This window comes from Polynucleobacter necessarius (genome assembly GCF_900095185.1).
In the GTDB taxonomy this organism is placed as follows: Bacteria; Pseudomonadota; Gammaproteobacteria; order Burkholderiales; family Burkholderiaceae; genus Polynucleobacter.
In genome coordinates this window covers 888262-910748 of record NZ_LT606948.1, presented here as the reverse complement: position 1 = coordinate 910748, position 22487 = coordinate 888262, and the positions used below count along the sequence as shown (strand labels likewise).

27 protein-coding genes and 3 pseudogenes are annotated in these 22487 nt (G+C 44.5%); 15 read left to right on the top strand and 15 right to left on the bottom strand.

All coding sequences use genetic code 11. From position 1 onward, the window contains the following. Positions 1 to 59 precede the first annotated feature (59 nt). The 7 genes and pseudogenes from tolQ to DXE31_RS05180 all read left to right on the top strand — a co-directional run. Positions 60 to 716 (top strand): protein TolQ, encoded by a 657-nt coding sequence (tolQ, locus tag DXE31_RS05210; RefSeq protein WP_114698058.1) that lies wholly within the window; start codon positions 60 to 62, stop codon positions 714 to 716. A 21-nt stretch (positions 717 to 737) separates the two neighbouring features. Next, positions 738 to 1157, top strand: a complete 420-nt coding sequence (locus tag DXE31_RS05205) for an ExbD/TolR family protein (protein ID WP_114698057.1) — start codon at positions 738 to 740, stop codon at positions 1155 to 1157. Positions 1158 to 1172: 15 nt separating this feature from the next. Beyond that, on the top strand, positions 1173 to 1982 hold the full coding sequence (gene tolA / locus DXE31_RS05200) for a cell envelope integrity protein TolA (protein WP_114698056.1): 810 nt from the start codon (positions 1173 to 1175) through the stop codon (positions 1980 to 1982). 27 nt (positions 1983 to 2009) lie between these two features. Beyond that, the gene (gene tolB, locus DXE31_RS05195) at positions 2010 to 3296 is read left to right on the top strand and encodes a Tol-Pal system beta propeller repeat protein TolB (protein ID WP_114698663.1); all 1287 of its coding nucleotides are present in this window, start codon (positions 2010 to 2012) and stop codon (positions 3294 to 3296) included. Positions 3297 to 3444: 148 nt separating this feature from the next. Next, the gene (gene pal, locus DXE31_RS05190) at positions 3445 to 3948 is read left to right on the top strand and encodes a peptidoglycan-associated lipoprotein Pal (protein WP_114698055.1); all 504 of its coding nucleotides are present in this window, start codon (positions 3445 to 3447) and stop codon (positions 3946 to 3948) included. 6 nt (positions 3949 to 3954) lie between these two features. Further along, positions 3955 to 4680, top strand: coding sequence for a tol-pal system protein YbgF (gene ybgF, locus DXE31_RS05185; protein ID WP_231969389.1), 726 nt, complete (start codon positions 3955 to 3957; stop codon positions 4678 to 4680). A 64-nt stretch (positions 4681 to 4744) separates the two neighbouring features. Further along, a pseudogene (locus DXE31_RS05180) lies at positions 4745 to 5354 on the top strand (7-cyano-7-deazaguanine synthase); the annotation flags it as partial. Positions 5355 to 5401: 47 nt separating this feature from the next. Here DXE31_RS05180 and DXE31_RS05175 read toward each other — a convergent pair. The 6 genes from DXE31_RS05175 to DXE31_RS12845 all read right to left on the bottom strand — a co-directional run bounded on the left by DXE31_RS05175 (position 5402) and on the right by DXE31_RS12845 (position 8948). Then, the gene (locus tag DXE31_RS05175; protein WP_114698053.1) at positions 5402 to 6019 is read right to left on the bottom strand and encodes a riboflavin synthase; all 618 of its coding nucleotides are present in this window, start codon (positions 6017 to 6019) and stop codon (positions 5402 to 5404) included. Between the two features lie 115 nt (positions 6020 to 6134). Continuing rightward, entirely contained in the window at positions 6135 to 7259 is a 1125-nt protein-coding gene (ribD, locus tag DXE31_RS05170; protein ID WP_231969388.1) for a bifunctional diaminohydroxyphosphoribosylaminopyrimidine deaminase/5-amino-6-(5-phosphoribosylamino)uracil reductase RibD, read from the bottom strand. A 214-nt stretch (positions 7260 to 7473) separates the two neighbouring features. Further along, a complete protein-coding gene (locus DXE31_RS11240; protein ID WP_231969387.1) occupies positions 7474 to 7788 on the bottom strand; it encodes a pilus assembly FimT family protein in 315 nt (104 codons plus the stop codon). Next, positions 7781 to 8110, bottom strand: coding sequence for a hypothetical protein (locus DXE31_RS05160; RefSeq protein WP_174222258.1), 330 nt, complete (start codon positions 8108 to 8110; stop codon positions 7781 to 7783). The genes DXE31_RS11240 and DXE31_RS05160 overlap by 8 nt, the downstream gene beginning before the upstream one ends. Positions 8111 to 8312: 202 nt before the next feature. Beyond that, positions 8313 to 8732, bottom strand: coding sequence for a hypothetical protein (locus DXE31_RS05155; protein ID WP_197712151.1), 420 nt, complete (start codon positions 8730 to 8732; stop codon positions 8313 to 8315). A gap of 135 nt (positions 8733 to 8867) precedes the next feature. After that, on the bottom strand, positions 8868 to 8948 hold the full coding sequence (locus DXE31_RS12845) for a prepilin-type N-terminal cleavage/methylation domain-containing protein (protein ID WP_415078079.1): 81 nt from the start codon (positions 8946 to 8948) through the stop codon (positions 8868 to 8870). Between the two features lie 173 nt (positions 8949 to 9121). Here DXE31_RS12845 and ribBA point away from each other — a divergent pair. The 4 genes and pseudogenes from ribBA (at position 9122) to DXE31_RS05130 (ending at position 12924) form a co-directional block, all read left to right on the top strand. Further along, a pseudogene (ribBA, locus tag DXE31_RS05145) lies at positions 9122 to 10252 on the top strand (bifunctional 3,4-dihydroxy-2-butanone-4-phosphate synthase/GTP cyclohydrolase II). Between the two features lie 34 nt (positions 10253 to 10286). Next, complete coding sequence (ribH, locus tag DXE31_RS05140) at positions 10287 to 10802, top strand: 6,7-dimethyl-8-ribityllumazine synthase (RefSeq protein WP_114698051.1); 516 nt, start codon at positions 10287 to 10289, stop codon at positions 10800 to 10802. Positions 10803 to 10807: 5 nt separating this feature from the next. Continuing rightward, positions 10808 to 11326: a transcription antitermination factor NusB gene (gene nusB, locus DXE31_RS05135; RefSeq protein WP_114698050.1), complete on the top strand. Its 519-nt coding sequence runs from the start codon at positions 10808 to 10810 to the stop codon at positions 11324 to 11326. Between the two features lie 115 nt (positions 11327 to 11441). Next, positions 11442 to 12924, top strand: a pseudogene (locus tag DXE31_RS05130) (NAD-dependent succinate-semialdehyde dehydrogenase). Positions 12925 to 12946: 22 nt separating this feature from the next. Here the strand turns inward: DXE31_RS05130 and trmB are convergent. Genes trmB through DXE31_RS05110 form a run of 4 tightly spaced genes read right to left on the bottom strand, consistent with a single transcriptional unit; the run spans position 12947 to position 16070 of the window. After that, a complete protein-coding gene (trmB, locus tag DXE31_RS05125; protein ID WP_114698049.1) occupies positions 12947 to 13750 on the bottom strand; it encodes a tRNA (guanosine(46)-N7)-methyltransferase TrmB in 804 nt (267 codons plus the stop codon). Positions 13751 to 13752: 2 nt separating this feature from the next. Beyond that, positions 13753 to 14688, bottom strand: a complete 936-nt coding sequence (locus DXE31_RS05120; protein WP_114698048.1) for a UDP-glucuronic acid decarboxylase family protein — start codon at positions 14686 to 14688, stop codon at positions 13753 to 13755. Between the two features lie 39 nt (positions 14689 to 14727). Next, positions 14728 to 15189, bottom strand: coding sequence for a DUF2721 domain-containing protein (locus DXE31_RS05115; protein ID WP_114698047.1), 462 nt, complete (start codon positions 15187 to 15189; stop codon positions 14728 to 14730). 35 nt (positions 15190 to 15224) lie between these two features. Next, entirely contained in the window at positions 15225 to 16070 is an 846-nt protein-coding gene (locus tag DXE31_RS05110; RefSeq protein ID WP_114698046.1) for an undecaprenyl-diphosphate phosphatase, read from the bottom strand. Positions 16071 to 16557: 487 nt separating this feature from the next. On the opposite strand from DXE31_RS05110, the gene DXE31_RS10295 reads away from it, so the two are divergent. The 4 genes from DXE31_RS10295 to DXE31_RS10280 are packed head-to-tail and all read left to right on the top strand — an operon-like array spanning position 16558 to position 17789. After that, positions 16558 to 16854 carry a hypothetical protein gene (locus DXE31_RS10295; protein ID WP_197712150.1) on the top strand — a complete coding sequence of 99 codons (297 nt, stop codon included), beginning with the start codon at positions 16558 to 16560 and terminating at the stop codon, positions 16852 to 16854. A gap of 6 nt (positions 16855 to 16860) precedes the next feature. Continuing rightward, positions 16861 to 17052, top strand: coding sequence for a hypothetical protein (locus DXE31_RS10290; RefSeq protein ID WP_197712149.1), 192 nt, complete (start codon positions 16861 to 16863; stop codon positions 17050 to 17052). Positions 17053 to 17085: 33 nt separating this feature from the next. After that, on the top strand, positions 17086 to 17619 hold the full coding sequence (locus DXE31_RS10285; RefSeq protein ID WP_197712148.1) for a TolC family protein: 534 nt from the start codon (positions 17086 to 17088) through the stop codon (positions 17617 to 17619). 5 nt (positions 17620 to 17624) lie between these two features. Next, positions 17625 to 17789, top strand: coding sequence for a hypothetical protein (locus DXE31_RS10280; protein ID WP_197712147.1), 165 nt, complete (start codon positions 17625 to 17627; stop codon positions 17787 to 17789). Here the strand turns inward: DXE31_RS10280 and waaC are convergent. The 5 genes from waaC to rfbB are packed head-to-tail and all read right to left on the bottom strand — an operon-like array spanning position 17786 to position 22466. After that, positions 17786 to 18853 carry a lipopolysaccharide heptosyltransferase I gene (waaC, locus tag DXE31_RS05100; protein ID WP_114698045.1) on the bottom strand — a complete coding sequence of 356 codons (1068 nt, stop codon included), beginning with the start codon at positions 18851 to 18853 and terminating at the stop codon, positions 17786 to 17788. The two genes, DXE31_RS10280 and waaC, sit on opposite strands and share 4 nt — an antisense overlap. Positions 18854 to 18889: 36 nt before the next feature. Continuing rightward, complete coding sequence (gene rfbC, locus DXE31_RS05095; protein ID WP_174222257.1) at positions 18890 to 19456, bottom strand: dTDP-4-dehydrorhamnose 3,5-epimerase; 567 nt, start codon at positions 19454 to 19456, stop codon at positions 18890 to 18892. Then, a complete protein-coding gene (rfbA, locus tag DXE31_RS05090; protein WP_114698660.1) occupies positions 19453 to 20376 on the bottom strand; it encodes a glucose-1-phosphate thymidylyltransferase RfbA in 924 nt (307 codons plus the stop codon). The genes rfbC and rfbA overlap by 4 nt, the downstream gene beginning before the upstream one ends. 47 nt (positions 20377 to 20423) lie before the next feature. Beyond that, positions 20424 to 21398, bottom strand: a complete 975-nt coding sequence (rfbD, locus tag DXE31_RS05085; protein WP_114698044.1) for a dTDP-4-dehydrorhamnose reductase — start codon at positions 21396 to 21398, stop codon at positions 20424 to 20426. A gap of 9 nt (positions 21399 to 21407) precedes the next feature. Continuing rightward, entirely contained in the window at positions 21408 to 22466 is a 1059-nt protein-coding gene (rfbB, locus tag DXE31_RS05080; protein WP_114698043.1) for a dTDP-glucose 4,6-dehydratase, read from the bottom strand. Positions 22467 to 22487 lie beyond the last annotated feature (21 nt).

Here is a 22487-nt window from a genome sequence, read left to right as displayed (position 1 = left end):
AGTTGGATTGCTGAGTTAATTGACTTAGTAAAATCAACCTACATCATACAAAATCCATCATGACCTCTACACAAGACCTTTCATTCCTCTCTCTAGTCCTCAATGCCAGCCTATTGGTACAGTTGGTAATGCTGTTATTGCTGAGCATGTCCATTGCCTCTTGGACCATTATTTTCAAGAAAACGGCTGTTTTACGAGGCGTTCGCCAAGATACAGAACGCTTTGAGCGTGACTTCTGGGCCAGCGGGGACTTGCGTATGCTTTTGGAGGCAGCCCAACGTAATACCCGTAGCGATGCCATCCTAGAGCACATTTTTGAGGCCGGGATGCAAGAGTTCACCAAAGGTCGCGAAATTGACGCTGCCCGCCGCGCCATGAAGGCCACCTACCAGCGTGAAATCGACCTCTTAGAGGCTAATCTACCCTTCTTGGCTTCAGTAGGCTCAGTTTCACCCTACATTGGTCTCTTTGGAACGGTTTGGGGCATCATGCACGCTTTCCGCGGACTGGCTAACATCCAAAATGCCACTTTAGCCGCAGTTGCTCCCGGAATTGCTGAAGCCCTAGTGGCCACTGCAATTGGTTTGTTTGCTGCGATTCCTGCTGTAGTTGCCTACAACCGTGCAGCAACCGATGTAGACCGTCTCTCGATTCGCTTTGAAACTTTTATTGAAGAGTTCACCAATATTTTGCAACACCAAAGTGTCGGATGCTAATCGAACTCATGGGTAAAAATTATGGCTAGATCTTCATTGCGTACACATAAATGTCGGGCGATGTCCGACATTAACGTCGTTCCCTATATCGACGTCATGTTGGTATTGTTCGTGATCTTCATGGTCACTGCACCCATAGTGAATCCAGGCGTAGTGAACTTGCCTACCGTTGGTGGCGCAAAAGTTCAGCCATATCCACCAATTTTTCTAACCATTGATGCTAATGAAAAAATCACCATTCAAAAAGAGGGTGAACCATCTCAAAACTTAAGTAAATTTGAAGTTGGTGCGTTTGCACGCTCCCTAGCAGAAAAAGCTAGCGACCAACCAATCATGATCGCCGGAGATAAAGACATCAAATACGGGGTAGTTATGGATGTTATGTCGACACTCAAAGAAAATGGTGTTAAACGAATGTCTCTGGCGGTAAAGACCCAATAACTAGCATCAACTTTAATGAACAATACTCCCGCTTTTCAGCCACCCATCTCCTCCTTAAAACGCGGACGCTTTACCAGACAGGAAAGCACAAAACGTGCTTTTAGTTTTTCTATTTTTGTTCACTTGGGTTTGCTTGCTTTTTTAATGCTTAACATTAATTGGCAATCTGAAACGCCATCTGGAATTGAGGTTGAGCTCGTAGATACACCCGTCAAGATTAACTCGACTCCAGAATTCGAACTGAAAACAGAAGTAAAAGAAGAGGCTGCTGATATTGCCATTAAGAAACAGAAGGTAGAAAAAGAACCTCCTAAAAAAGAGGTCACTAAAGAAACGCCTAAAACTGTGAAACCTTCTCCACCCAAGGAAAAGGAAAAAGAGACTCCTAAAAAAGCCGACACTTCTAAAGCACCCTCTCCTGCCGCAACCAAAGCCAATCCCGCTGCAGAAAAGGCGCGTGCCGATCAGTTGGCTCGTTTACGTGCTGCAGCAGGGGCCGAAGGGGGAAGTGGTGGTACCGTCGGTAGCGGTGTCGGTGGTGGCGGAAATGCACCCCCTGGTTGGACTGATAAAGTCATTAAAAAAGTTAAACCCTTAATTGTTTTCAATCCTGAATCCATAAGCGGCAACCCTGCTACTGTGGTCTTGGTTACCCTTGCGCCAGATGGGGCTATCTTAAGTACTAGCATTCAGTCCTCTAGTGGCAATGCGGGCTGGGATCGTGCGGTCCTGCTAGCACTGTCTCGCGCAGAAAGTTTGCCAAAAGACGACAATGGCAAAATTCCACAAAGCGAAGTCAAGCTAACCTTTAAACCCAAGGATTAATGCATGCTGCAAATGGTAAAAAGACTGATGTCTCAATTGAGCGCTTTGAGCTTAGTTCTTATCGCTGGCTGTATCAGTCTCATCACACCAGCCCATGCACAGATGAATATCGAGATCACTGGTGTAGGTCAATTACTTTATCCAATCGCGGTCATGCGATTTAAAGATGAAACTAAATTACCAACAAGCGTTACCGAAATTATTCGTCAGGATTTAGCACGTAGTGGCTATTTCAAAAATACCGAGAACGGTGATGCCGTTGAGAGCGATGAAGGCACTCCACACTACAAATCTTGGGCCGCACGCGGTGCCGATGCACTGGTTGTGGGCTCTGTAGTACAAATTGGCAACAATCAACTTGAAATTCATTCCAAGTTGATTGATATTCGAAAAGCGCAAAGTTTAGGTGGCCTCAATCTGAACTCCAGCGCCGATAATTTGCGTGCAGCTGCCCACAAAATTGCCGATGACATCATCTTTAAATTACTTGGTGAGCGTGGCGTGTTCTCTACTCGCCTCTCTTATGTTATCAAGGATGGAAAGCGCTATCGCCTCGTTATCTCTGATGCAGATGGGCAAAATATTCGCAATGTCATGAATAGCGGCGCGCCAATTATTTCTCCATCTTGGTCTCCCGATGGCAAGAAAGTAGCTTATGTTTCTTTTGAAGATCGCAAGCCTGTTATTTATGTTCATGAGCTGGCGACTGGCCGGCGCATCTCCCTCTCAAATCAGAAAGGCAATAACAGTGCGCCAGCATGGTCTCCCGATGGCAAGAAGTTGGCCATCTCCCTGTCTCAAGATGGCAATACACAAATTTATAGCATCAATTCTGATGGTACTGGCTTACAACGCTTAACTCGCGGCAATACGATTGATACAGAGCCACAGTATTCGGCTGATGGTCGTTATATCTACTTCACGAGTGATCGCGGTGGTAATCCACAAATTTATCGCATGAATGCAGACGGCGAACAAGTCGAAGGGGTTAAACGCGTCACCTTCAAACAAGGCTTTGTTACCTCACCACGCATCTCGCCTGATGGAAAATATTTAGCCTACATTGTCAATGTTGGTGGTGCTTATCGTTTATTCATTCTGAACTTGGCTACAGGTGATGCTCAGCCCCTCACCGATGGCACGAGTGATGAATCACCATCTTTTGCAGCGAACGGCCGCTACGTTCTCTACTCCACCAAAGTGGGTGGCAAGCGAGCGCTCGCAGCAGTGTCTGTCGACGGCAACTCCAAGCAGGTATTAAGCATTCCAGGATCTGATGTTCGTCAGCCATCCTGGGGTCCCTTCATGGATTAAGCTTTAAACCAAATCCTATTGATGCCCTTTTAAAGGGCGCAAATAGTCACTTTTGATGTTCTTGGGGGCATAATATTAACTATTGACTCCTTTGGAGCAGCTTTTATTAGTCAATTTATCATTCAGCTAGTAGGAAAAAGGAAAGATCATGAAGATTTCGATTGCCCGTCGCGCAGCGACATTTGCCATCATTGGCGCAACTGCACTACTTTTGGCAGCATGTTCAAGCGTGAAACTAGATGACACTGACGGTGCTGGCAGTGGTAGCGGCAGTGGCAAGTTTGGCTCGCAGCCTTGGAATGATCCCAATAGCCCTCTTTTTGAAAAGAGTGTTTACTTTGGCTTTAATGAATATACCGTTCAAACTAAATATCAAAAAATGTTGTCTGCTCATGCAAGTTATTTAAAAGCGAATCCAAAGCAAAAAATCATTATTCAAGGCAATACCGATGATCGCGGAACAGCCGAATACAACTTAGCACTTGGCCAGCGTCGTTCAGATGCAGTTCGTAAGTCACTCAACTTGATGGGTGTGTCTGATGACCAAATGGAAGCGGTTAGCTTTGGTAAAGAGAAACCAAAAGCAGAAGGTGATAACGAAGCTGCTTGGGCACAAAATCGCCGCGCCGATATTGTTTACATTACGAATTAAATGAAGATGCTGTTTCAAACAACAAAACAAACGCTCTCACGAGCGTTTTGTTTAAGTACTGCCATCGTTTCCCTAGGGGTATCCAATAATGCGTGGGCCCTCTTCTCTGATGACGAAGCACGTAAGGCTATCCTGGATTTGCGCAAATCACTAGCCACAACCCAACTTGAGCTACAGAGTGAAATTGACAAGCTCAAAACTGAAAATGCCGCGCTGCGCGGCAAGGTAGAGGAGCTTGAAAAACAAGGTGAAGATATTAACGCCAGTCAAAAAACGTATTACCAAGATCTCGATAGTCGTCTTGGTAATTTTGAGCCACGTACAGCAACTATTGAGGGTGTCTCTGGCACCGTTCAACCTGGCGAGAAAAAGACCTATGACGATGCATTAAAAGCGTTTCAGGCGGGCAATCTGAAAAAAGCAGATGAAGGATTTTCAGCATTCGCAGCCAAATACTCCAAAAGCCCTTATTTACCGTTGGTACTCTACTGGGGTAGTAATAGTAAATACGCCAATAAAGACTACGCAGGCGCCATAAACCAATTGCAAAACCTGATCAAGAAATACCCCACTCACCCACGCATCCCCTCAGCAATGGTGACCTTAGGTAATGCGCAGCTGGAGAGCGGTAATCAGACTGCAGCGAAGAAGACTTTCAGCGACATCATTGCCAAATACCCTGATACTGAGTCAGCCAAAGAAGCACAGCAACTCATGGCTACTACTAAGTAAGCATTGAGTGCTGATAATACCAAGCATGTCCAATTAAAGACCTTGGATACACGCCATATGCACTCTCAGTGTCGGCTATGGTCAACGTCACTCCTCAGAACTTGCTGTAGCAAAACATATTGCTAAGCAAATCGGGGTTGCCCGCCATGAAGCAGTCAACTTGGATCTCACGCATTTTGGTGGTTCCGCTTTAACGGACTCAAATATCGCCGTACCAACTACGCCAGGTAAAGATCAAAAAATTCCCATGACCTATCTGCCAGAGCGTAATACGACTTTGCTCTCACTAGCACTGGGCTGGGCAGAATCATTAGGTGGACTAGATATTTTCTATGGCGCCAATGCAGTTGACTACTCAGTCTATCCTGACTGCCGACCAGAGTACGTTGCATCTTTTGAGCATATGGCCAACCTAGCCACCAAAGCAGGTGTAGAGGTCATTAATGATGCAAATCGTTTTCTCTCAGGTACACGCTCCTCCCATCCTTAGCCTTACTAAGGCTGCAATCATTCAATTTGGCAGCGCGCTGGGTGTAGATTATTCCCAAACAGTATCTTGCTATCAGGCAAATGATTGGGGAGAAGCTTGCGGGAAGCGTGAATCGTGCGGCTTAAGACAAGCAGGCTTTAAGCAAGCCAATGTCAGTGATCCAGCTCGCTATAGAAAGTTCTAACCTTCATCCGGTGTATCAAAATGCGTAAAATAACCAAGCAGTAAAAATTACTTTTCTTGCGTTTCCAGCATTTTTGCCACATAACGCGCAATCAAATCGACCTCAAGATTCACAGCATCACCCTGCTCAAGAGTACCAAGTGTTGTGTTCTGCAAAGTATGAGGAATGATGTTGATATCAATGATGCAGGCATTTGCAGTATCTTCTGTTTGATTGACTGTTAGCGAGACACCATTGACAACAATGGAACCCTTATAGGCAAGGTATTGAGCCAGAGACTTTGGTGCCTCAATACGTAATAGCCATGAGCCGTAAGTATCATTAGCAACTTGGGCAAAATGAGCAACCATGCCAACACCATCAACATGCCCGCTCACTAGGTGTCCACCTAGACGATCATTTAGACGCATGGCTTTCTCAAGGTTGACAGGGCCGACTTTATCAAGTCCAACTGTTTTATTAAGAGACTCGCGAGAAATATCTAAAGCAAAACTATTGCCATCTAAGTGAGTGGCTGTCATACAGGCACCTTGAATAGCAATACTATCACCCAAAGCCACATCCTCTAAATAGCCTAGAGGAACCTCAATAACTAAATGTAAACCATTACCCTTTGCTTGAGCGCTCTTGATATGACCAACGGCAGTAATAATTCCAGTAAACATACAATAATTTTCTTGTGGATTTTGAGTTGTTAATTGTTAATTAGGCGTACACGAAGATCAGCACCAAAAAGAGTATGGTCTAGCATTTTCCACTGCTGCTTGGCATCCAATGAGCTTAAGGGTGAAACATTTGCCATGCCAATGCCCTCCCCCCCATCATAAAAGGGGCGTAGTAGAGCAAAAGCTCATCAACGCAGTGTTCTCGAAGCATTGATCCATTGAGTGTAAAACCTGCTTCAACATGAATCTCATTCATCTCGCGTTCTTGAGCAAGGTAAGAAAATAGCTTTGGTAAATCTACTTTGCCAAATTCGTTTGCCATCGCAATGACTTCAATACCACGCTCAATAAATACTCGGGCCCTTTGCTGCATCTCTTGGTTTTCAAGACTGGCACAAATGATCATCACGCCTGATTGATCAAGGTGATTCAGAATCTTGGCACTCGGCGGGGTTTCTAATTTGGAGTTGATAATAATTCGCCAAGGTTGACGCTCTGTCAGAACATCTCGCACGTTTAAGCTGGGATCATCTTCTGTGACAGTCCTAATACCAGTCACAATGGCGCAAGCTTGAGCACGCCAATGATGACCATCCGCTCTTGCAAGCGGTCCTGTAATCCACTGACTGCAACCATCTGGTAAAGCGGTTTTGCCATCAAGACTAGCGGCAATTTTCATGCGTACCCAAGGCAAACCACGCGTCATTCGAGAAATAAATCCTGGATTGAGAGCGCTCGCCTCAGATTCCATTAAACCAAAATGCGCTGCAATTCCTGCTGCTTTAAGACGGTCTAGACCTTTACCAGCGACCAGAGGATTGGGATCAGACATTGCTACAAATACCGCTGCAGGTTTAGCGGCGATCAAAGCGTCTACACAAGGCGAAGTTCTACCGGTGTGATTGCAAGGCTCAAGCGTGACATAGATCGTTGAGCCTCTAGGATCATTTCCGAGAGACTGTGCATTAGCTAAGGCTTGCACCTCAGCATGAGCACTGCCGACTCTTTGTGTAAAGCCTCGGCCGATGATTTTTCCGTCTTTAACGATCACACACCCTACCCTTGGATTAGGGTTGGATAAATAAAGTGCTTTTTGAGCTTCGGCCAAAGCCTCGCTCATGAACTGGAGGTCATCTATACTATACATGGGGTCTATTAAACCATTCAATGCAATGGCAAAGCTTTGCATCTCTTGTTGGGTCACAAATTCGCCAAAACGCCCGCCACCACCTAAAATCAATTGACGCTCTCAGTTGGGAGCCCTGTGATGTCCCCACAAGCATCAATCGATTAGCCACAAAGCCGCCTTGGGCTGTTTTTGCAGCACCAGCCCATTAAATAAGATGCTTTTTTACCAGAATGGGGATCAAGAAATTGCTTTCCCCCACCCTTAAAGTAAATAGGGCTAATATTTGACTCAAAAAACCAGGGCTTTTCAATACATGTTGCTTGTGTTACTTGGGGCTTGCGACTCTTTCACTGCTTGTTTGGTGCACCCACTTTTCACTATCCACCCAAACCCCCAATTCGCTCCCGCAATAGGCGCAAGGCTCACCTAAATAAAGGGCTTGCTGACGCGCAAAGTGAGTGTGCACAATAAATCTTCTAGCTATAGCCTCGATTTCTCGAATGGCGATTTGCTCATGTATTAAAGGCATAGTCATCATTACAATGATCGCAATCATCAAGACAGCTGCCATCAACTCCAAAAGGCTAAAGCCCGACTGAAATTGAATGTGCGAGCTTGAAGAGAGGCGAGATTTATTCAAAAACTTGTCGCCAATTAACGCGTTTAGTTGCTCCACTCTTTTCATCAATAACAACCCCTATTTGAATGACTGGCTTCACTTTACTAGAAATCAGCCAACGGTTATTCCCAATTGACTGAATAAAGCAGGCCTTATTTTTTAAATCACTCAGAGCAGTGAGATATTGTTCGCATTCAAGCACTGCTTTTTCTGCAGCAAGAAAATGGCTTTGAGCCTGCTGGATGGTATTTGTCTCAACAATACGTATAGAGCTCGCTCGCTCCAAATAGATTACGAGAGTCGAGAGAAGCATGAGCAAGGCAATGATCCAAGCCAAAATCACAACAAATTCCTCGTAGAAAAGGCGCGCTCTAGATCGAGATTTAGCGTAGCTCCATCGGTCATTTGTAGTCTGACTTTAAAAAGTCGTTGGCCAACTGATTGCTGAGCTTGAGCGCTCAATATTTCATCAATCAGGAGGTTATGTACCCCATTCATTAAAGTCGTATTCTATATCCTGCCTTGACGATCAAACGATTGGCAGATCAAGGATCCACCATTAACTTTTTTCCTTTTGGGACGCCTGCTTGATGATCTACTAAAAAGCCCTGAAGCGCTAAGTCATTTTTAGTGCGCTCTTTGGTAATGGCATTACCAAAGCAATCAAAATCGATACCATCCGATATTTCATGACGAACCGTTAAAGAATTAGACCCCCTAAAACCCGACTTTTTGTTGACCTCTAATGCCAAATTTTTACCCGCTTGATATTGCACAATATTACGATAGCACGCCATTCGTATAGCACGCCCAATGAGCTCCAATGCACGATCTGCCTCTGAAATGAGTGCTTGCGTTTTTTCATGCTCAACTTGTTTAATTAGCAAGTCAGCGCTGGACTTGAGCAACGGGTTGAGCAGCAGTGCGCATAGAGATATTCCGACTAAGCAGTCGAGCAGTGTCACGTCTTAAACCTTGGCTCGTAATAAACAAATTAGCTCTGGCATGTTCTTGTATCCCATAGACATCGAATTCCTTTCCGATTTGGGATCGCCTACTTTCTTGCTGGACGAGGTTGAGAGCGAGTTTTTGATAAACACCTATTGAGCCCAGACCCCCAAAATCAGGCTCATAGCCACCAAAACCTCTAACAATATAAATCCACAGCTATTTCTGGGCATCGGTCTTGGGCTCATTGCATTTATTAGGCTGGGGTACTTTGGGGCTGACACAACCCATTTTCAAAAAACAGGCATCAGGTCGAAACTCTTGCTCACAGCTCTATTTGTGCGAAAGACGGGACATTCATGTCGGACCGAACAACAAGTATGTCGTGCGCTTAAAATAAAGGGCTATGCCAAATAACCTTGCCACTACTGAAGACATCATTGCCGAGCTCAGCGCCGGCAAGATGGTGATCGTCGTTGACGAAGAAGATCGCGAAAATGAAGGTGATTTAGTTTTGGCAGCAGATCATGCTACAGCCGATGCAGTAAATTTCATGGCTAAACATGGTCGAGGCTTAATTTGCTTAACCTTAACCCGTGAACGCTGCCAGCAACTCAACTTGCCATTGATGGTTCGAGACAACGGCACATCGATGGGAACGAATTTCACAGTATCCATTGAGGCAGCGAGCGGAGTGACTACTGGAATTTCAGCGGCCGATCGTGCACTGACGATTAAAACTGCAGTAGCCCCCAATGCCAAACCGAGTGATCTAGTTCAGCCTGGGCATGTATTCCCACTAATGGCTCAGCCAGGAGGCGTCTTAATTCGCTCCGGCCATACTGAAGCAGGTTGCGATCTTGCAGCAATGGCGGAATGATCCCCCACTTCTGTGATTTGCGAAATCATGAAAGACGATGGCAGTATGGCGCGCCTTCCTGATCTTCTTGAGTTTGCTAAAGAACATCAATTAAAAATTGGCAGCATTGCCGATCTCATTCAATACCGCAGTCAACATGAAAGCATCGTTATTCGCGAAGGTAGACGTGAATTCGTTACCCCTTAGGGGAAATTTCAGGGAATTGTTTATCGCGATACCCCGAGTTCATGTATACATATCGGATTAGTGCACGGCAAACCCTCAGAATCCCAAGAAACCTTAGTGCGTGTGCATGAACCCGTCACGATTTTGGATTTCCTTGACTCTCATGTCAGCACCCATTCTTGGCCGCTAGCCAAAGCATTAGCAGCGCTTGCATCTGCGCCCGCCGGTGTTGCTGTACTTCTAAATGCCTCAGGTATTGCCGCACCAAATGCTTATGACTGGCTTGCTCAATTCAAGAAGCTCAATCAATCCCATGACGAAGTTAAGAAACCGTTGGCCAGAAAAACAGATTTCAGAAGCTATGGCATTGGCACTCAAATACTTAAAGATATTGGCGTTGGGAAAATGCGCTTACTCGCCAACCCAAGTCTTGTATCGAGCCTGTCCGGCTATAACTTGGAAGTGACTGGCTATAAGCCTTACACTCCTTAATATCTATTAATGCGTTCCTGATTAAAAAATATATATGACTAGCTCTAACAATGATTTTGTAGGCGTATTAGAAGCAGACCTCAACGGTCAAGATTTGCGTATTGGCGTTGTACAAGCACGCTTCAATGAGGATCATTGCGTTGCGCTGACCAATGCTTGTATTAATGAATTGATTGCACTTGGCGTGAATCAAGCGAATATCAAACTTGTAACCGTATCTGGAGCACTCGAAATTCCCTTCGCACTACAAAAGCTTGTCGAAACCGGCGAGTTTGATGGTTTGGTAGCTTTGGGTGCTGTGATCCGTGGCGAGACTTATCATTTTGAATTGGTTTCCAATGAATCCGCAGCTGGTATTACCCGCATCTCCCTCGACTCGGGTTTGCCAATTGCAAATGGTATTTTAACTTGTGACACTGATGAGCAAGCTCATGCACGTGTTCAGGTGAAAGGCGCTGAATGCGCTCACGCAGTAATCGAAATGGCAAACTTAACCTTGGCATTAACTCCTGATTTTGATGTTGAAATCAACTCGAGTGAAGAAAAATAATTCTCATGTCTAACTCTAGCCAGAACCCTGCTAACTCGAAATTTCCACAAGCAAGTAAAGAAGCGAAGCCAGCACCTAAGCGCTCGCTCACACCCCGCCGTCGCGCTCGTGAGTATGCCCTTCAAGGCGTTTACCAAAGTTTGGTAATGCGTCGCGCTGGAAGTATCCCGAATGGTGCAGCCATTGCCAAACAGCTTTCTGAAGATCCAGCATTCCGTCGCTGCCAACTAGATCTCTTTCAGGGTATCTTTGATGGTGTCCTAGCTCGAACAGATGAATTAGAAGCCATTATTTCACCGGCCTTAGATCGCCCCATTAACGAACTATCGCCTGTAGAGCATGCGGCCCTTTTAATTGGAGCTTATGAGCTAGCTGCGGATCTATCTGTCCCCTACAAAGTAGCCATCAATGAAGCAGTTGAGCTAGCCAAAACCTTTGGTGGTACTGATGGTCATAAGTATGTCAACGGCGTACTAGACCTTCTAGCTCAAACACTCCGAACTGCAGAAATCCAAGCGGGCTAAACAACCTAATCAATACAGCATCATCCAAGCCCTCAAGCCTTAAAGATCTGGGGGCTTGAGGCTATTTTATCTATTGAGGGATAAAATAGTTTGCATCTCACTAAGGTTAAAAATCATGCAAAAAGTTGATATTCGCAGCCAATTGAAAAACATCCTTCTTTTCAAAAAAGATGCTTTCATTAATGGCAAATGGATTCACTCCAAGAACACCTTTAAGCTCAAGAATCCTGCAGCCGATGAAATGATTGCTACGGTAGCCAACTTAGACAGTAGCGCTGCTGAACTTGCAGTCGCTGCTGCAGCAAAAGCCCTACCTGCATGGCGCGCAACAAGCTATCCAAAGAACGTGCGCTCATCATGCGTAAATGGTTTGATTTGATTATTGAAAATACACAAGACTTAGCAACGCTCATGACTCTCGAACAAGGCAAACCCTTAACAGAAGCTACAAATGAAGTGGCATATGGGGCTTCATTTGTAGAGTGGTTTGCAGAAGAAGCGAACCGTGTCAAAGGATCTATTTTAGGAAGCACTTGGAGCGATATAAGCGTCTGATGGTTTTGAAGCAACCGATTGGCGTCTGTGTGGCCATCACTCCCTGGAACTTTCCGATCCCCGCAATGATCACTCGTAAGATCGCCCCAGCCCTAGCGGCAGGCTGCACCATTGTGATCAAACCAGCCAGAGCTAACCCCTTATCTGCACTTGCCCTTGCCGAACTAGCACAGTGTGCCGGCATCCCTGATAGGGTGATGAATATTGTGACCGCCGATGCAAAGCAGTCAGTTGTGATTGGCAAGACGCTTTGTTCATCACCTATAGTTCGCCATCTTTCCTTTACTGGCTCTACAGAGATAGGTCGTATTTTGATGGAACAATGCGCTCCAACAGTTAAAAAACTCGCTCTAGAGTTAGGAGGCCACGCTCCTTTTATTGTCTTTGAGGATGCAGATATTGATGCCGCAGTAAATGGTGCCATGGCTTCTAAATTCAGAAACTCAGGTCAAACCTGTGTTTGTGCCAATTGTTTTTATGCCCACAAAACGTGCACAATCAATTTGTTGAAAAGTGTGCCAAGGCCCTCCTGACAGTGTTAAAGTTGGCAATGGCTTGGAAGATGGTATCACTCAAGAACACCTCATTGAGACTGCCGCTCTAGAAAAAGTTAAAAGGCATATTGCTGATGCTCTCAGCAAAGGCGCAAAGCTCGTAACCGGTGGCAATCAAACGATTGAAGGTAAAAACTTTTTTGAGCCCACTATATTAGCTAATGTCGACAATCAAATGCTCATCACTTATGAAGCAACTTTTGGTCCGGTAACACCAATCATCTCTTTTGAGAGCGATGAAGAAGTAATCAAGCGTGCTAATCACAGCCAATTTGGTCTGGCATCTTATTTTTATAGTCGCGATATAGGCAGAGTGTGGAAATTAGCCGAAGCCTTGGAATACGACATGGTAGGTACCAATACTGGCCTCACCTCTAACGAGGTAGCTCCGTTAGAGGGGTCAAACAATCGGGCTTAGGGCTCGAAGAAGGTAGTGTATTTGGTATGGATGAATACCTCGAGATCAAATATGTTTGTGTAGGCTTATAAACGACTTTTGTTTATCGTTTATTTATTTCTTTTGATAGATTAAATCCCAAACACCATGGCCTAGTTTGACGCCACGGTTTTCAAACTTTGTAACTGGCCGATATTCAGGTGCAGGTACGTATCCGGCATGTAATGAATTGATTTGCTTTACAGTCGGTTTAAATTCATTCCAAACCTCATCTGGTTTAGCTATATCACCTAAGTCGAACGTTTCAATCTTCACCAACTCTGAAGAAGTATTTGTTAAAACGGGCTCTGCATTGAGCACTAATAACATTTGTTCAGCATAGTTATGCCAATCTGTTGCTAAATACAAATAAGCGCCTGACTTTAATTTAGAAACCAGAAGTCTGACAAATTCTGCCTGAATCAAGCGACGCTTATGGTGACGTTTTTTATGCCATGGGTCTGCAAAATAAATATGAATACCATCTAATGAAGCATCACCAATCATGTGCTCTAAAACCTCAACCGCATCATGACGAATTAATCGCAAATTCGTGAGCCGGTTTTCACCTATCAGCTTGAGCAAAGCACCAACTCCTGGAGCATGGACTTCAATTGCCAAAAAATCATCTTCTGGTCTCAGGGCTGCAATCTTAGCGGTAGTCTCACCCATACCAAAACCAATCTCCAGAATCTTTGGCTTGCTTGATCCACCAAAGGCATCAATTAGATTGAGTTTAGATTCTTGATGCGGCAGCAGAAACTGGGGACCAAGCTCTTCAATAGCTCGCTGCTGACCAGCAGTCGTTCTCCTAGCTCTTAAAACAAAAGATCGAATTCGATCAAATCGCTGATTCGAAGCGGCGCCACTCTCGATCACTATTAACCTACTACCTTCCTAAAGTAAGCAATCGTCTCCTTTAATCCATCTTCTAAATTCACCTTTGGTTGCCATCCGAGTTTAGCTTTGGCTAATTCAATATTAGGCTGACGTTGTTTTGGATCGTCAGATGGCAGTGCTTGATGGATGATCTTGGACTTACTGCCAGATAATTTCAATACAGCTTCGGCTAGTTGCAGCATAGTAAATTCACCAGGATTGCCAATATTGACCGGCCCAGTAAAGCCTTGTTCGGAGTTCATCATTTTGACCATGGCGTCTATTAAGTCATCAACATAGCAAAAGCTTCGAGTTTGCTGGCCATCACCATAAATCGTGATGGCCTTGCCTTGTAATGCCTGAACAATAAAGTTACTCACTACTCGGCCATCATTGGGATGCATTCTGGGTCCGTAGGTATTAAAAATGCGAACAACTTTAATATCTAAATTGTGCTGGCGGTTGTAATCAAAAAACAGAGTTTCAGCACAGCGCTTGCCTTCGTCATAGCAAGAACGAATACCGATGGGATTGACCTTGCCCCAGTACTCTTCTGGCTGAGGATGCACTTCTGGATCGCCATACACTTCACTAGTTGAGGCCTGCAAGATACGCGCTCTGCTGCGCTTGGCAAGCCCGAGCATATTAATTGCACCATGCACACTCGTCTTAGTTGTTTGCACTGGATCGTATTGATAATGCACTGGAGAAGCTGGACAAGCCAAGTTATAGATCTGATTGGTTTCGACGTAGAGCGGAAAGGTCACATCGTAACGCATGAGCTCTAAACGAGAGCTAGGCATTAAGTGCGCTAAGTTCTCTTTTCTACCTGTGAAGTAGTTATCGACTACCAAGACATCATTACCCTCTTTGAGTAATTGTTCGGTAAGGTGAGAACCCAAGAAGCCAGCACCACCGGTGATGAGGATTTTATTCATATTGATCCTAATTTAAGAAAGTATGATTAATACAGTTGCTCATTTGTCCAGCGTGGGGTTATTCCAGCCTGCAGAACGATAAGCATAGACAATCTCAGCAAGCACGATGGCGAGAGATGTCATAAAAAAGATAAGGCCCAGTACAAATGTCCAAATAACATACATGGTTTGCAAAGAACGTACAGCACCAGCCTGAAAGAAAAAGAGCTCCAATACCGTAAGAGAAATAAAAACCCCGCTCAATACATCAAAAAAGATGGCTGCGGTACACAGGCGCCCACGCACTTTAACTTCATTTGCGTCTTTATGCATATTCCGCAATAGTGCCGGGTCCTTCACTTGTCCTTCATCGATAGCGCGTCGGATTGAGTGCATACGATCTACAGATCTGGCCAAACGACCAGAGATAGCATTAATAAAGGTAGCCACAGCAGTTAGCAGAAACACGGGTGCTAGTGCTAGCTGAATATGATTGGTGATTGCGTCTATTGATGCATCCATGAGAATTGCCTGAACCTAGTAAGTCAATAAAGATGTTAATGGGACCAAGCAATTAAGCCAGTATAGGCGGTGAATAAAACCAGCAATCCAAAAGCTATGCGATACCATGCAAAAGGTATGAAATTATGGTGAGCCACATAATGAATTAGCCAGCGAACACATACAAATGCTGAAATAAACGCAGCGATAAAGCCCACCACAATTGCGAGAGTATATTCTCCAGAAAAAGTAACGGGTGCCTTCCAAAGCTTCAGTAACTCATACGCAGTAGCTCCACCAATTACTGGAATGGCTAAGAAAAAAGAAAACTCAGTTGCCACTGCACGCGGCAGGCCAAATAGCATGCCGCCGATAATGGTTGCACCCGAGCGAGATGTTCCAGGCATTAATGCTGCACATTGAGCAATGCCGACCTTTAGAGCATCCAAAGGGGTAAGGTCATCGACCGATTGAATATGTGTTGCACTAGTAACGAGCTTTTGCTGGTGGCGCTCTGCCCAAAAAATAATGAAGGCACCAATAATAAATGCACTAGCAACAGGAATTGGGGAAAACAATACCGCTTTAATGTGCTTACCGAAGACAAAACCTAACCCCATCGCCGGAATTGAGGCAATGATTAAATTCGCAATAAAGCGACGTGCAAGTGCACTGCTGCCAAAAGAAGATGCTACTTTGCCAAGCTTTTGACGAAACTCCCAACAGACTGCCAAAATAGCGCCAAACTGAATAATGATCTCAAATGCTTTACCTCGGTCATCATTAAAGTTGAACAAGTCACCAACCAAAATGAGATGACCAGTACTGGAGATTGGCAAAAACTCCGTTAATCCTTCGACAACACCCAGAATGACTGCTGTTAATAACAAAATTAGATCCATGAGCTAAATTTTACAGGTATCTAGGGGCAAATCAGGGGATTTGACAAAATAGTACTGAAATATGCAATTGGAATAAATTGGCCTTAAACTGGATAGCACATTGAAAAGTAACTGAATTACATGACCCTAAACCGCTTTAGACGCTCTCGACTTACAGCCTTTGTTTTGATCCTGAGTGAAGCGCTCGGTTTTGGTGCCTGGTCTTTTCATACCCTTGCGCAAAGCCCTAATGCTGCCCCAAGGCCTGCATTGCCAACCCCGATGAGTACCTCTACCCTTATAGGACTTGAGCAGCCACCGCAACTTACAGTCCCGCCAAGTAAACCTGCAGTACCACCCATTTCTGCCCCTCCACCTTAACAGGTAGCAAGGATGCAGAAAATAAAGGTCAACTCAATGATTTAATTCAGCTTTACCAAGAAGCTGCTTTTAGCGATCCCGTATTAACTGCGGCTCATTTCAATTACCAAGCGAGCAAAGAACTGTATTGGCAAGGCTTTTCTTTATTAATGCCGCACAGGCTCATGCCACCCCTGGTGGAACACGTTACTACCAACATGGTGCTGGCAGCACTATCATATCGAATAATGCCGGTAACTCTAGACTCTCTGATCAAAAGAGTTACACAGCGACCTTAACTCAGCCTGTTTTTAACGTTGCTACATTGGAGCTATTTAAGCAAGGTGATCTCAATACCACATTAGCGGACACGCGCTTTTTCTCAGCGCAACAAGACCTGATATTACGGGTAACACAAGCCTATTTTGATGCTCTTACTAGCTAAGATAATGTGGCGCTTTACAAAAATAAAAAAGACTTAATTAAGCAGCAATTTGATGCCAGACTTGCAACCATTGTTGATGTGAATACCCCTCAAGCCGCGCTTGATTTAGCAAATTCACAAGAGATCGCTCCACAGGCAGATCTGATTGTCAAACGTGGAGCACCAGAACAAATCGTTGGACGTCCAGTAGGTGCATGAAAGCCCCTTATTAAGGATGCCAAAATTGAAGGGGTGCCTCAAGATCCACCTAGCAAGAACAAAGACACCAAAGGTAGTCCTATTGCAGAGAGCGTTAATCCCCACCTACCTCCTGGACAAACGCTGGATGATTGGATAAACCAAGCAGAGGCATCAAACTTTAATGTTCTTGCTGGACAGCTGTCTGTAAGCATTGCAGAGCGCACCTATCGAGGTGCTCAGGCATTAAAATACCCTACCGCCAATTTTGTCGGTACCTCTGGATACAACACCTCTAACGGAAGGCCAAATAACTACACACCAGCAAATACGAACATCTATCACAATACCGTCGCACTGCCAATGACTATTCCGCTGGTTTCTGGTGGCTACAACAGTTCAGTGATTCGACAAAATGCCGCTCTATTAGATGTGGCGAAAGCAAATTACGACAACTATCGACGGACAGCAGCACAAAACACACGTACAGCTTTTACTGGTTTTTATAGGGGCCTCTCGCTAGTGTTAAAGCATATGAGGCTGCAGAGCAGCTCTACTTCATCCGCATTGGAGTCAGCTTTCAGGTAGGTACCTTGATCAATATCGATGTACTGATTGCACTCGATTTGTTAATCAATACCCACTCTTTACTACAACAAGCACGCTACAAGACTATTGTGAATGCGATTACATTAAAAGCACACGCCGCCGCGCTCAACGATGAAGATCTGGTAGCAATCAATGCCTTACTGCGTTAAGGCAATAATTCAGCAGTAGCAGCAATTACTTCCGCTACACTTGGCGACTTCTGAATATCGCCTACATTTCGAATTTTCTCTGACCAATAACCCTCAGTCTTCCATCTAGGCGAGTCACAATAGATTTCAACTGTGGGCTTGCCTAAGACCGCTGCTAAATGAGTAAGGCCTGTGTCAACACCTACAGTCAGCGCTGCACCAGCCATGACTGAAAAAGCGTCTTCGATCGAGAAAGCCTCAGGCACTAATGAACCGGGAATGTGCTTAGCAATCGTTTCGCTTACTGCTTTTTCTGCGAGATTGCCCCATGGCAGAACTACTTGATATCCCTGATCAGCGAGTTTATTACCCAAAAGCACCCAATTTTCATTTAACCAGCGCTTTGCCTCCCTTGCTGTCGAATGAAAGCAAAGCACATAAGGCATTTTCAGTGCACAAATGGAGTGACTAGAGCTCGCAGCAAGTTGCTCAAGATAATGATGAGGATAAAACTGAGGCTGGGTAGTACGTTCGATCAGCGGCCAATCGAATGCAGAACACATCACCCAGCGAGAACGGTCAACTGCATGGCATTGCAATGGAACTTGTACCGACTGGTTGTAAAAAGATCGGGCTATCGGCTCATAACCCGAAAATTCAGTTGCATTGGCAAGGCCAGCAATAATGGCGTTTAAAGATTTTTTGGCTAAAGAGCAAACTAGCGCAGATTTGAGTAATCCCTGAGTTTCAATGAGGGCATCGTATGTACTTTTTTGCAACTGGTCTTTAAAAGCAAAAAATTCTTTCCAGGTTGATGACTGAAGCAGGTTTTTTTTCCAGCGACGCAAGCCAAAAGGAATAATATGATCAATACCCTTAGCGCCCTCACGACTCAATAGAGGCTCTAATAGGTGAACGTACCCGTCTTCAACTACCCAGTCTATTTGGGCGCCAGGTAAACGAGCGCGCAAATCCCAAACAATCGGCAAGTTGTGGAGCACATCCCCCAAGGAAGAGAGTTTGACCAACAAAATCTTGGGATCAGGTTTTTGATTTACTAAAGGGTTGGAAAATACGACGCTCATATGAGCATTATCTTATCTTTTAACGCAAGTCAGCTATTAAAACTTAGGCGCCATATCCCACAGTAATCCCGCAGAATCTTTCGCATTCATATTGGGTTGAGCGCCAGCCGGAAGTGGCCATTCAATGCCTACCGTTGGATCATTCCAGGCAAGGCACGCTTCACTTTGCGGATGATAATAATCGGTAGTCTTATACAAAAACTCAGCGGTCTCTGAGAGAACCAAAAAGCCATGTGCTAATTGGGCTGGTATCCACATCTGTTTATGGTTTTCAGCGCTTAATTCAATCCCCACCCATTTGCCGTAAGTTGGTGAATCTTTACGAATATCAACAGTTACGTCATATACACTTCCTACCACCACTCTGACTAACTTGCCCTGCGCCTTTTCTAGTTGATAGTGTAGACCGCGCAGAGTCCATTGACGGGAATAGGAATGATTATCTTGTACAAACTCAATATCTAAACCAGTAGCATTAGTAAAGTCTTTTACATTAAAAGACTCGGTAAACCAACCACGCTCATCACCAAATACCTTTGGTTCTACGATCAATAAATCGTGAATTTCTGTTGGAGTAATTTTCAACTTAGGATGCTGACTCATTCTCTGCCCTTCTTAGCAGAAAGAGTTACAGGTTGTACATACATATTCAATTCATTCAAAATCTTATTGAGGTACTGCCCGTAACTATTTTTACTGAGTTGGGTAGCCACTTTTTGAACCGTCTCTGCACTAATCCAACCCTGTCTATAAGCAATTTCTTCGGGACAAGCAACCATGAGGCCTTGACGCTTTTGCAAAGTTGCAATAAACCCAGCAGCATCGAGCAACGAATCATGCGTTCCCGTATCTAGCCAGGCAAAACCTCGGCCCATGATCTCCACGTTCAATTCATTTTTTTGCAGATATATCCGATTTACGTCTGTAATTTCCAGTTCGCCACGAGCACTCGGCTTGATAGAGGCCGCGATATCACAGACCTGATTATCATAAAAATACAGGCCCGTAACCGCATAACTACTTCGCGGCTTTAGCGGCTTTTCTTCAATAGAGAGTGCTTTGTAGTCTTTATCAAACTCAACGACTCCATAACGCTCTGGATCATTTACATGGTATGCAAATACTGTAGCTCCTTGGCTACGATCATGAGCTTTGCCCAATTGATCCACTAATTCATAGCCATAGAAGATATTGTCACCCAATACTAATGCACTTGGGCTATTGTCAATAAAATTTTTGCCTAATGTAAATGCTTGTGCCAGCCCATCTGGCGATGGCTGAATACAATATTCAATATTGAGGCCCCACTGCGAGCCATCGCCGAGTAATTCTGAAAAGCACGGCGTGTCGTGGGGCGTGGAAATCAATAAGATATCGCGGATGCCCGCCAACATCAGAGTACTCAAAGGGTAATACACCATTGGTTTATCGTAAACCGGCATCAACTGTTTGGAAACTGCTTGAGTCACCGGATAGAGCCTTGTACCGGACCCACCAGCCAGAATAATTCCCTTACGATTTATCGTCATGTAATACCCTTATCTAGCACCCCACTTAATGCGCGCAGTTTTTAAATTAAGCCGTCAACAGCAAGTTGAGATACGTATTCTTGAACCAAGCCATCCCATACAGGGAAATTAGGCATATTTTGAGGTTTATTATAAGAGTTTGAGGTCTTAGAAGCGTGATTTTGCAAGGCGGAGCGTAGCTTAGAGCTGTCCATACGGGAATTCATAGGTCGGGGTGCTGGCAAAGGATAATCGATTGTCTGGATGGGTTTAATGACATCTGGATTGGCTTTTAGAGTTATTCCAGCATCAAGTGCTGTTTGAGCCGCCAAGCAAGCCAAACCATACCAGCTAGTCTCACCCGCTGGGGTTGCATGATAAATCCCTGAATCAAACTTTTTGAGATTCCATTGCGAATCCAAGACCAAATCTAAACTTACCTGCGCCAACCATTTTGCAGAGGTGGGCACACCATACTGATCATGAATAACTTTTAACTCTCCTCGCTCTTTTGCCAAACGCAAAATGGTACGTATGAAATTACCACCGTCGCCATATACCCCGCTAGTTCTTAAGATCGCAAATTGACCTGTAGGAGCATTTACAAATGCATTCTCAATTGCTATCTCACCAGCTGCCTTACTTTTTCCATAAACACCTAAAGGATTGCGCTCATCAGCCTCAATATACCAACCATCTTTACGACCATCAAAAACATAGTCCGTTGAAAAATGTAGGAAAGTGGCGTTATTTTCTCTAGCGTAGCGCACCATCAATTCGGGAGCTCTAGCATTCACAGCAAAAGCTAAATCTGTTTCAGTTTCTGCCTTATCTACTGCAGTATATGCAGAAGCATTGATAATAAGATGTGCTCCTGATTGCTTGAGGTGCGATTGAACTGCCGCTGCATTTGCAAGATCACACTCGGCCCTACCAAGATAAGATACCTGTGCTTTAGCGGCTTTAGGCAACCGATCTAATAAGACTTTAAAAGCTTTACCTAACTGCCCATCCTTTCCAAAAACGAGAATATTCATGAAGCAATATCAGTTGTATTGTTTTTGCAACCAGTCGCGATAGGATCCACTCACAACACCCTCGATCCACACAGGGTTATCTAAGTACCACTGTACTGTTTTACGAATACCCGAATCAAAAGTTTCTGCTGGACGCCAGCCTAGCTCGCGCTCAACTTTACTAGCATCAATGGCATAGCGTCGATCATGTCCAGGGCGATCTTTCACGAAAGTAATTTGCTGGTCATAGGACTGGCCATCTGCCCGAGGTTTTAACTTATCCAAAATTCGACAAATCGTTTTGACTACATCAATATTGGCTTGTTCATTCCAACCACCGATGTTGTAGGTCTCACCTAATTTTCCTTTTGTCAATACTTCACGAATTGCTGAGCAATGGTCGCCGACATACAACCAATCTCGGATTTGTTGACCATCACCGTAGATTGGCAAAAGCTTATCATTTAAGGCGTTCAAAATAACGAGTGGAATTAATTTTTCGGGGAAATGATATGGCCCATAGTTATTAGAACAGTTTGTTCTCACTACTGGGAATCCATAAGTATGAAACCAGGCTCGCACCAAATGGTCAGAGGCAGCCTTAGAAGCTGAATATGGGCTATTGGGCTCATAAGGATTGGTTTCAGTAAAAGCGGGATCTGTTGCAGACAGGGAGCCATAGACCTCATCAGTAGAAATATGATGAAAACGAAAATTTACCTTTGCCTTTTCTTGAAGGCTATTCCAGTACTTACGAGCACACTCAAGTAAATTAAATGTCCCTACGATATTAGTATTCACAAACTCCGCAGGGCCATGAATCGAGCGATCCACATGACTTTCGGCAGCAAAGTTAATGATCGCACGCGGTTGATAATCATTGAGCAGCTTGGTGACTAAGGCTTGGTTACCAATATCCCCATGAATAAAAATATGGCGTTGATCTTTTTTTAAAGAATCAAGAGTAGCTAGATTACCGGCATAAGTTAATTTATCTAAATTAATAATGCCTTCATTTTCTGGGACTTTTAGCCAGTCCAAAACAAAGTTACCGCCAATAAAGCCTGCGCCACCAGTTACTAAAATCATTGCTTACCTCTGTTGTTTCGC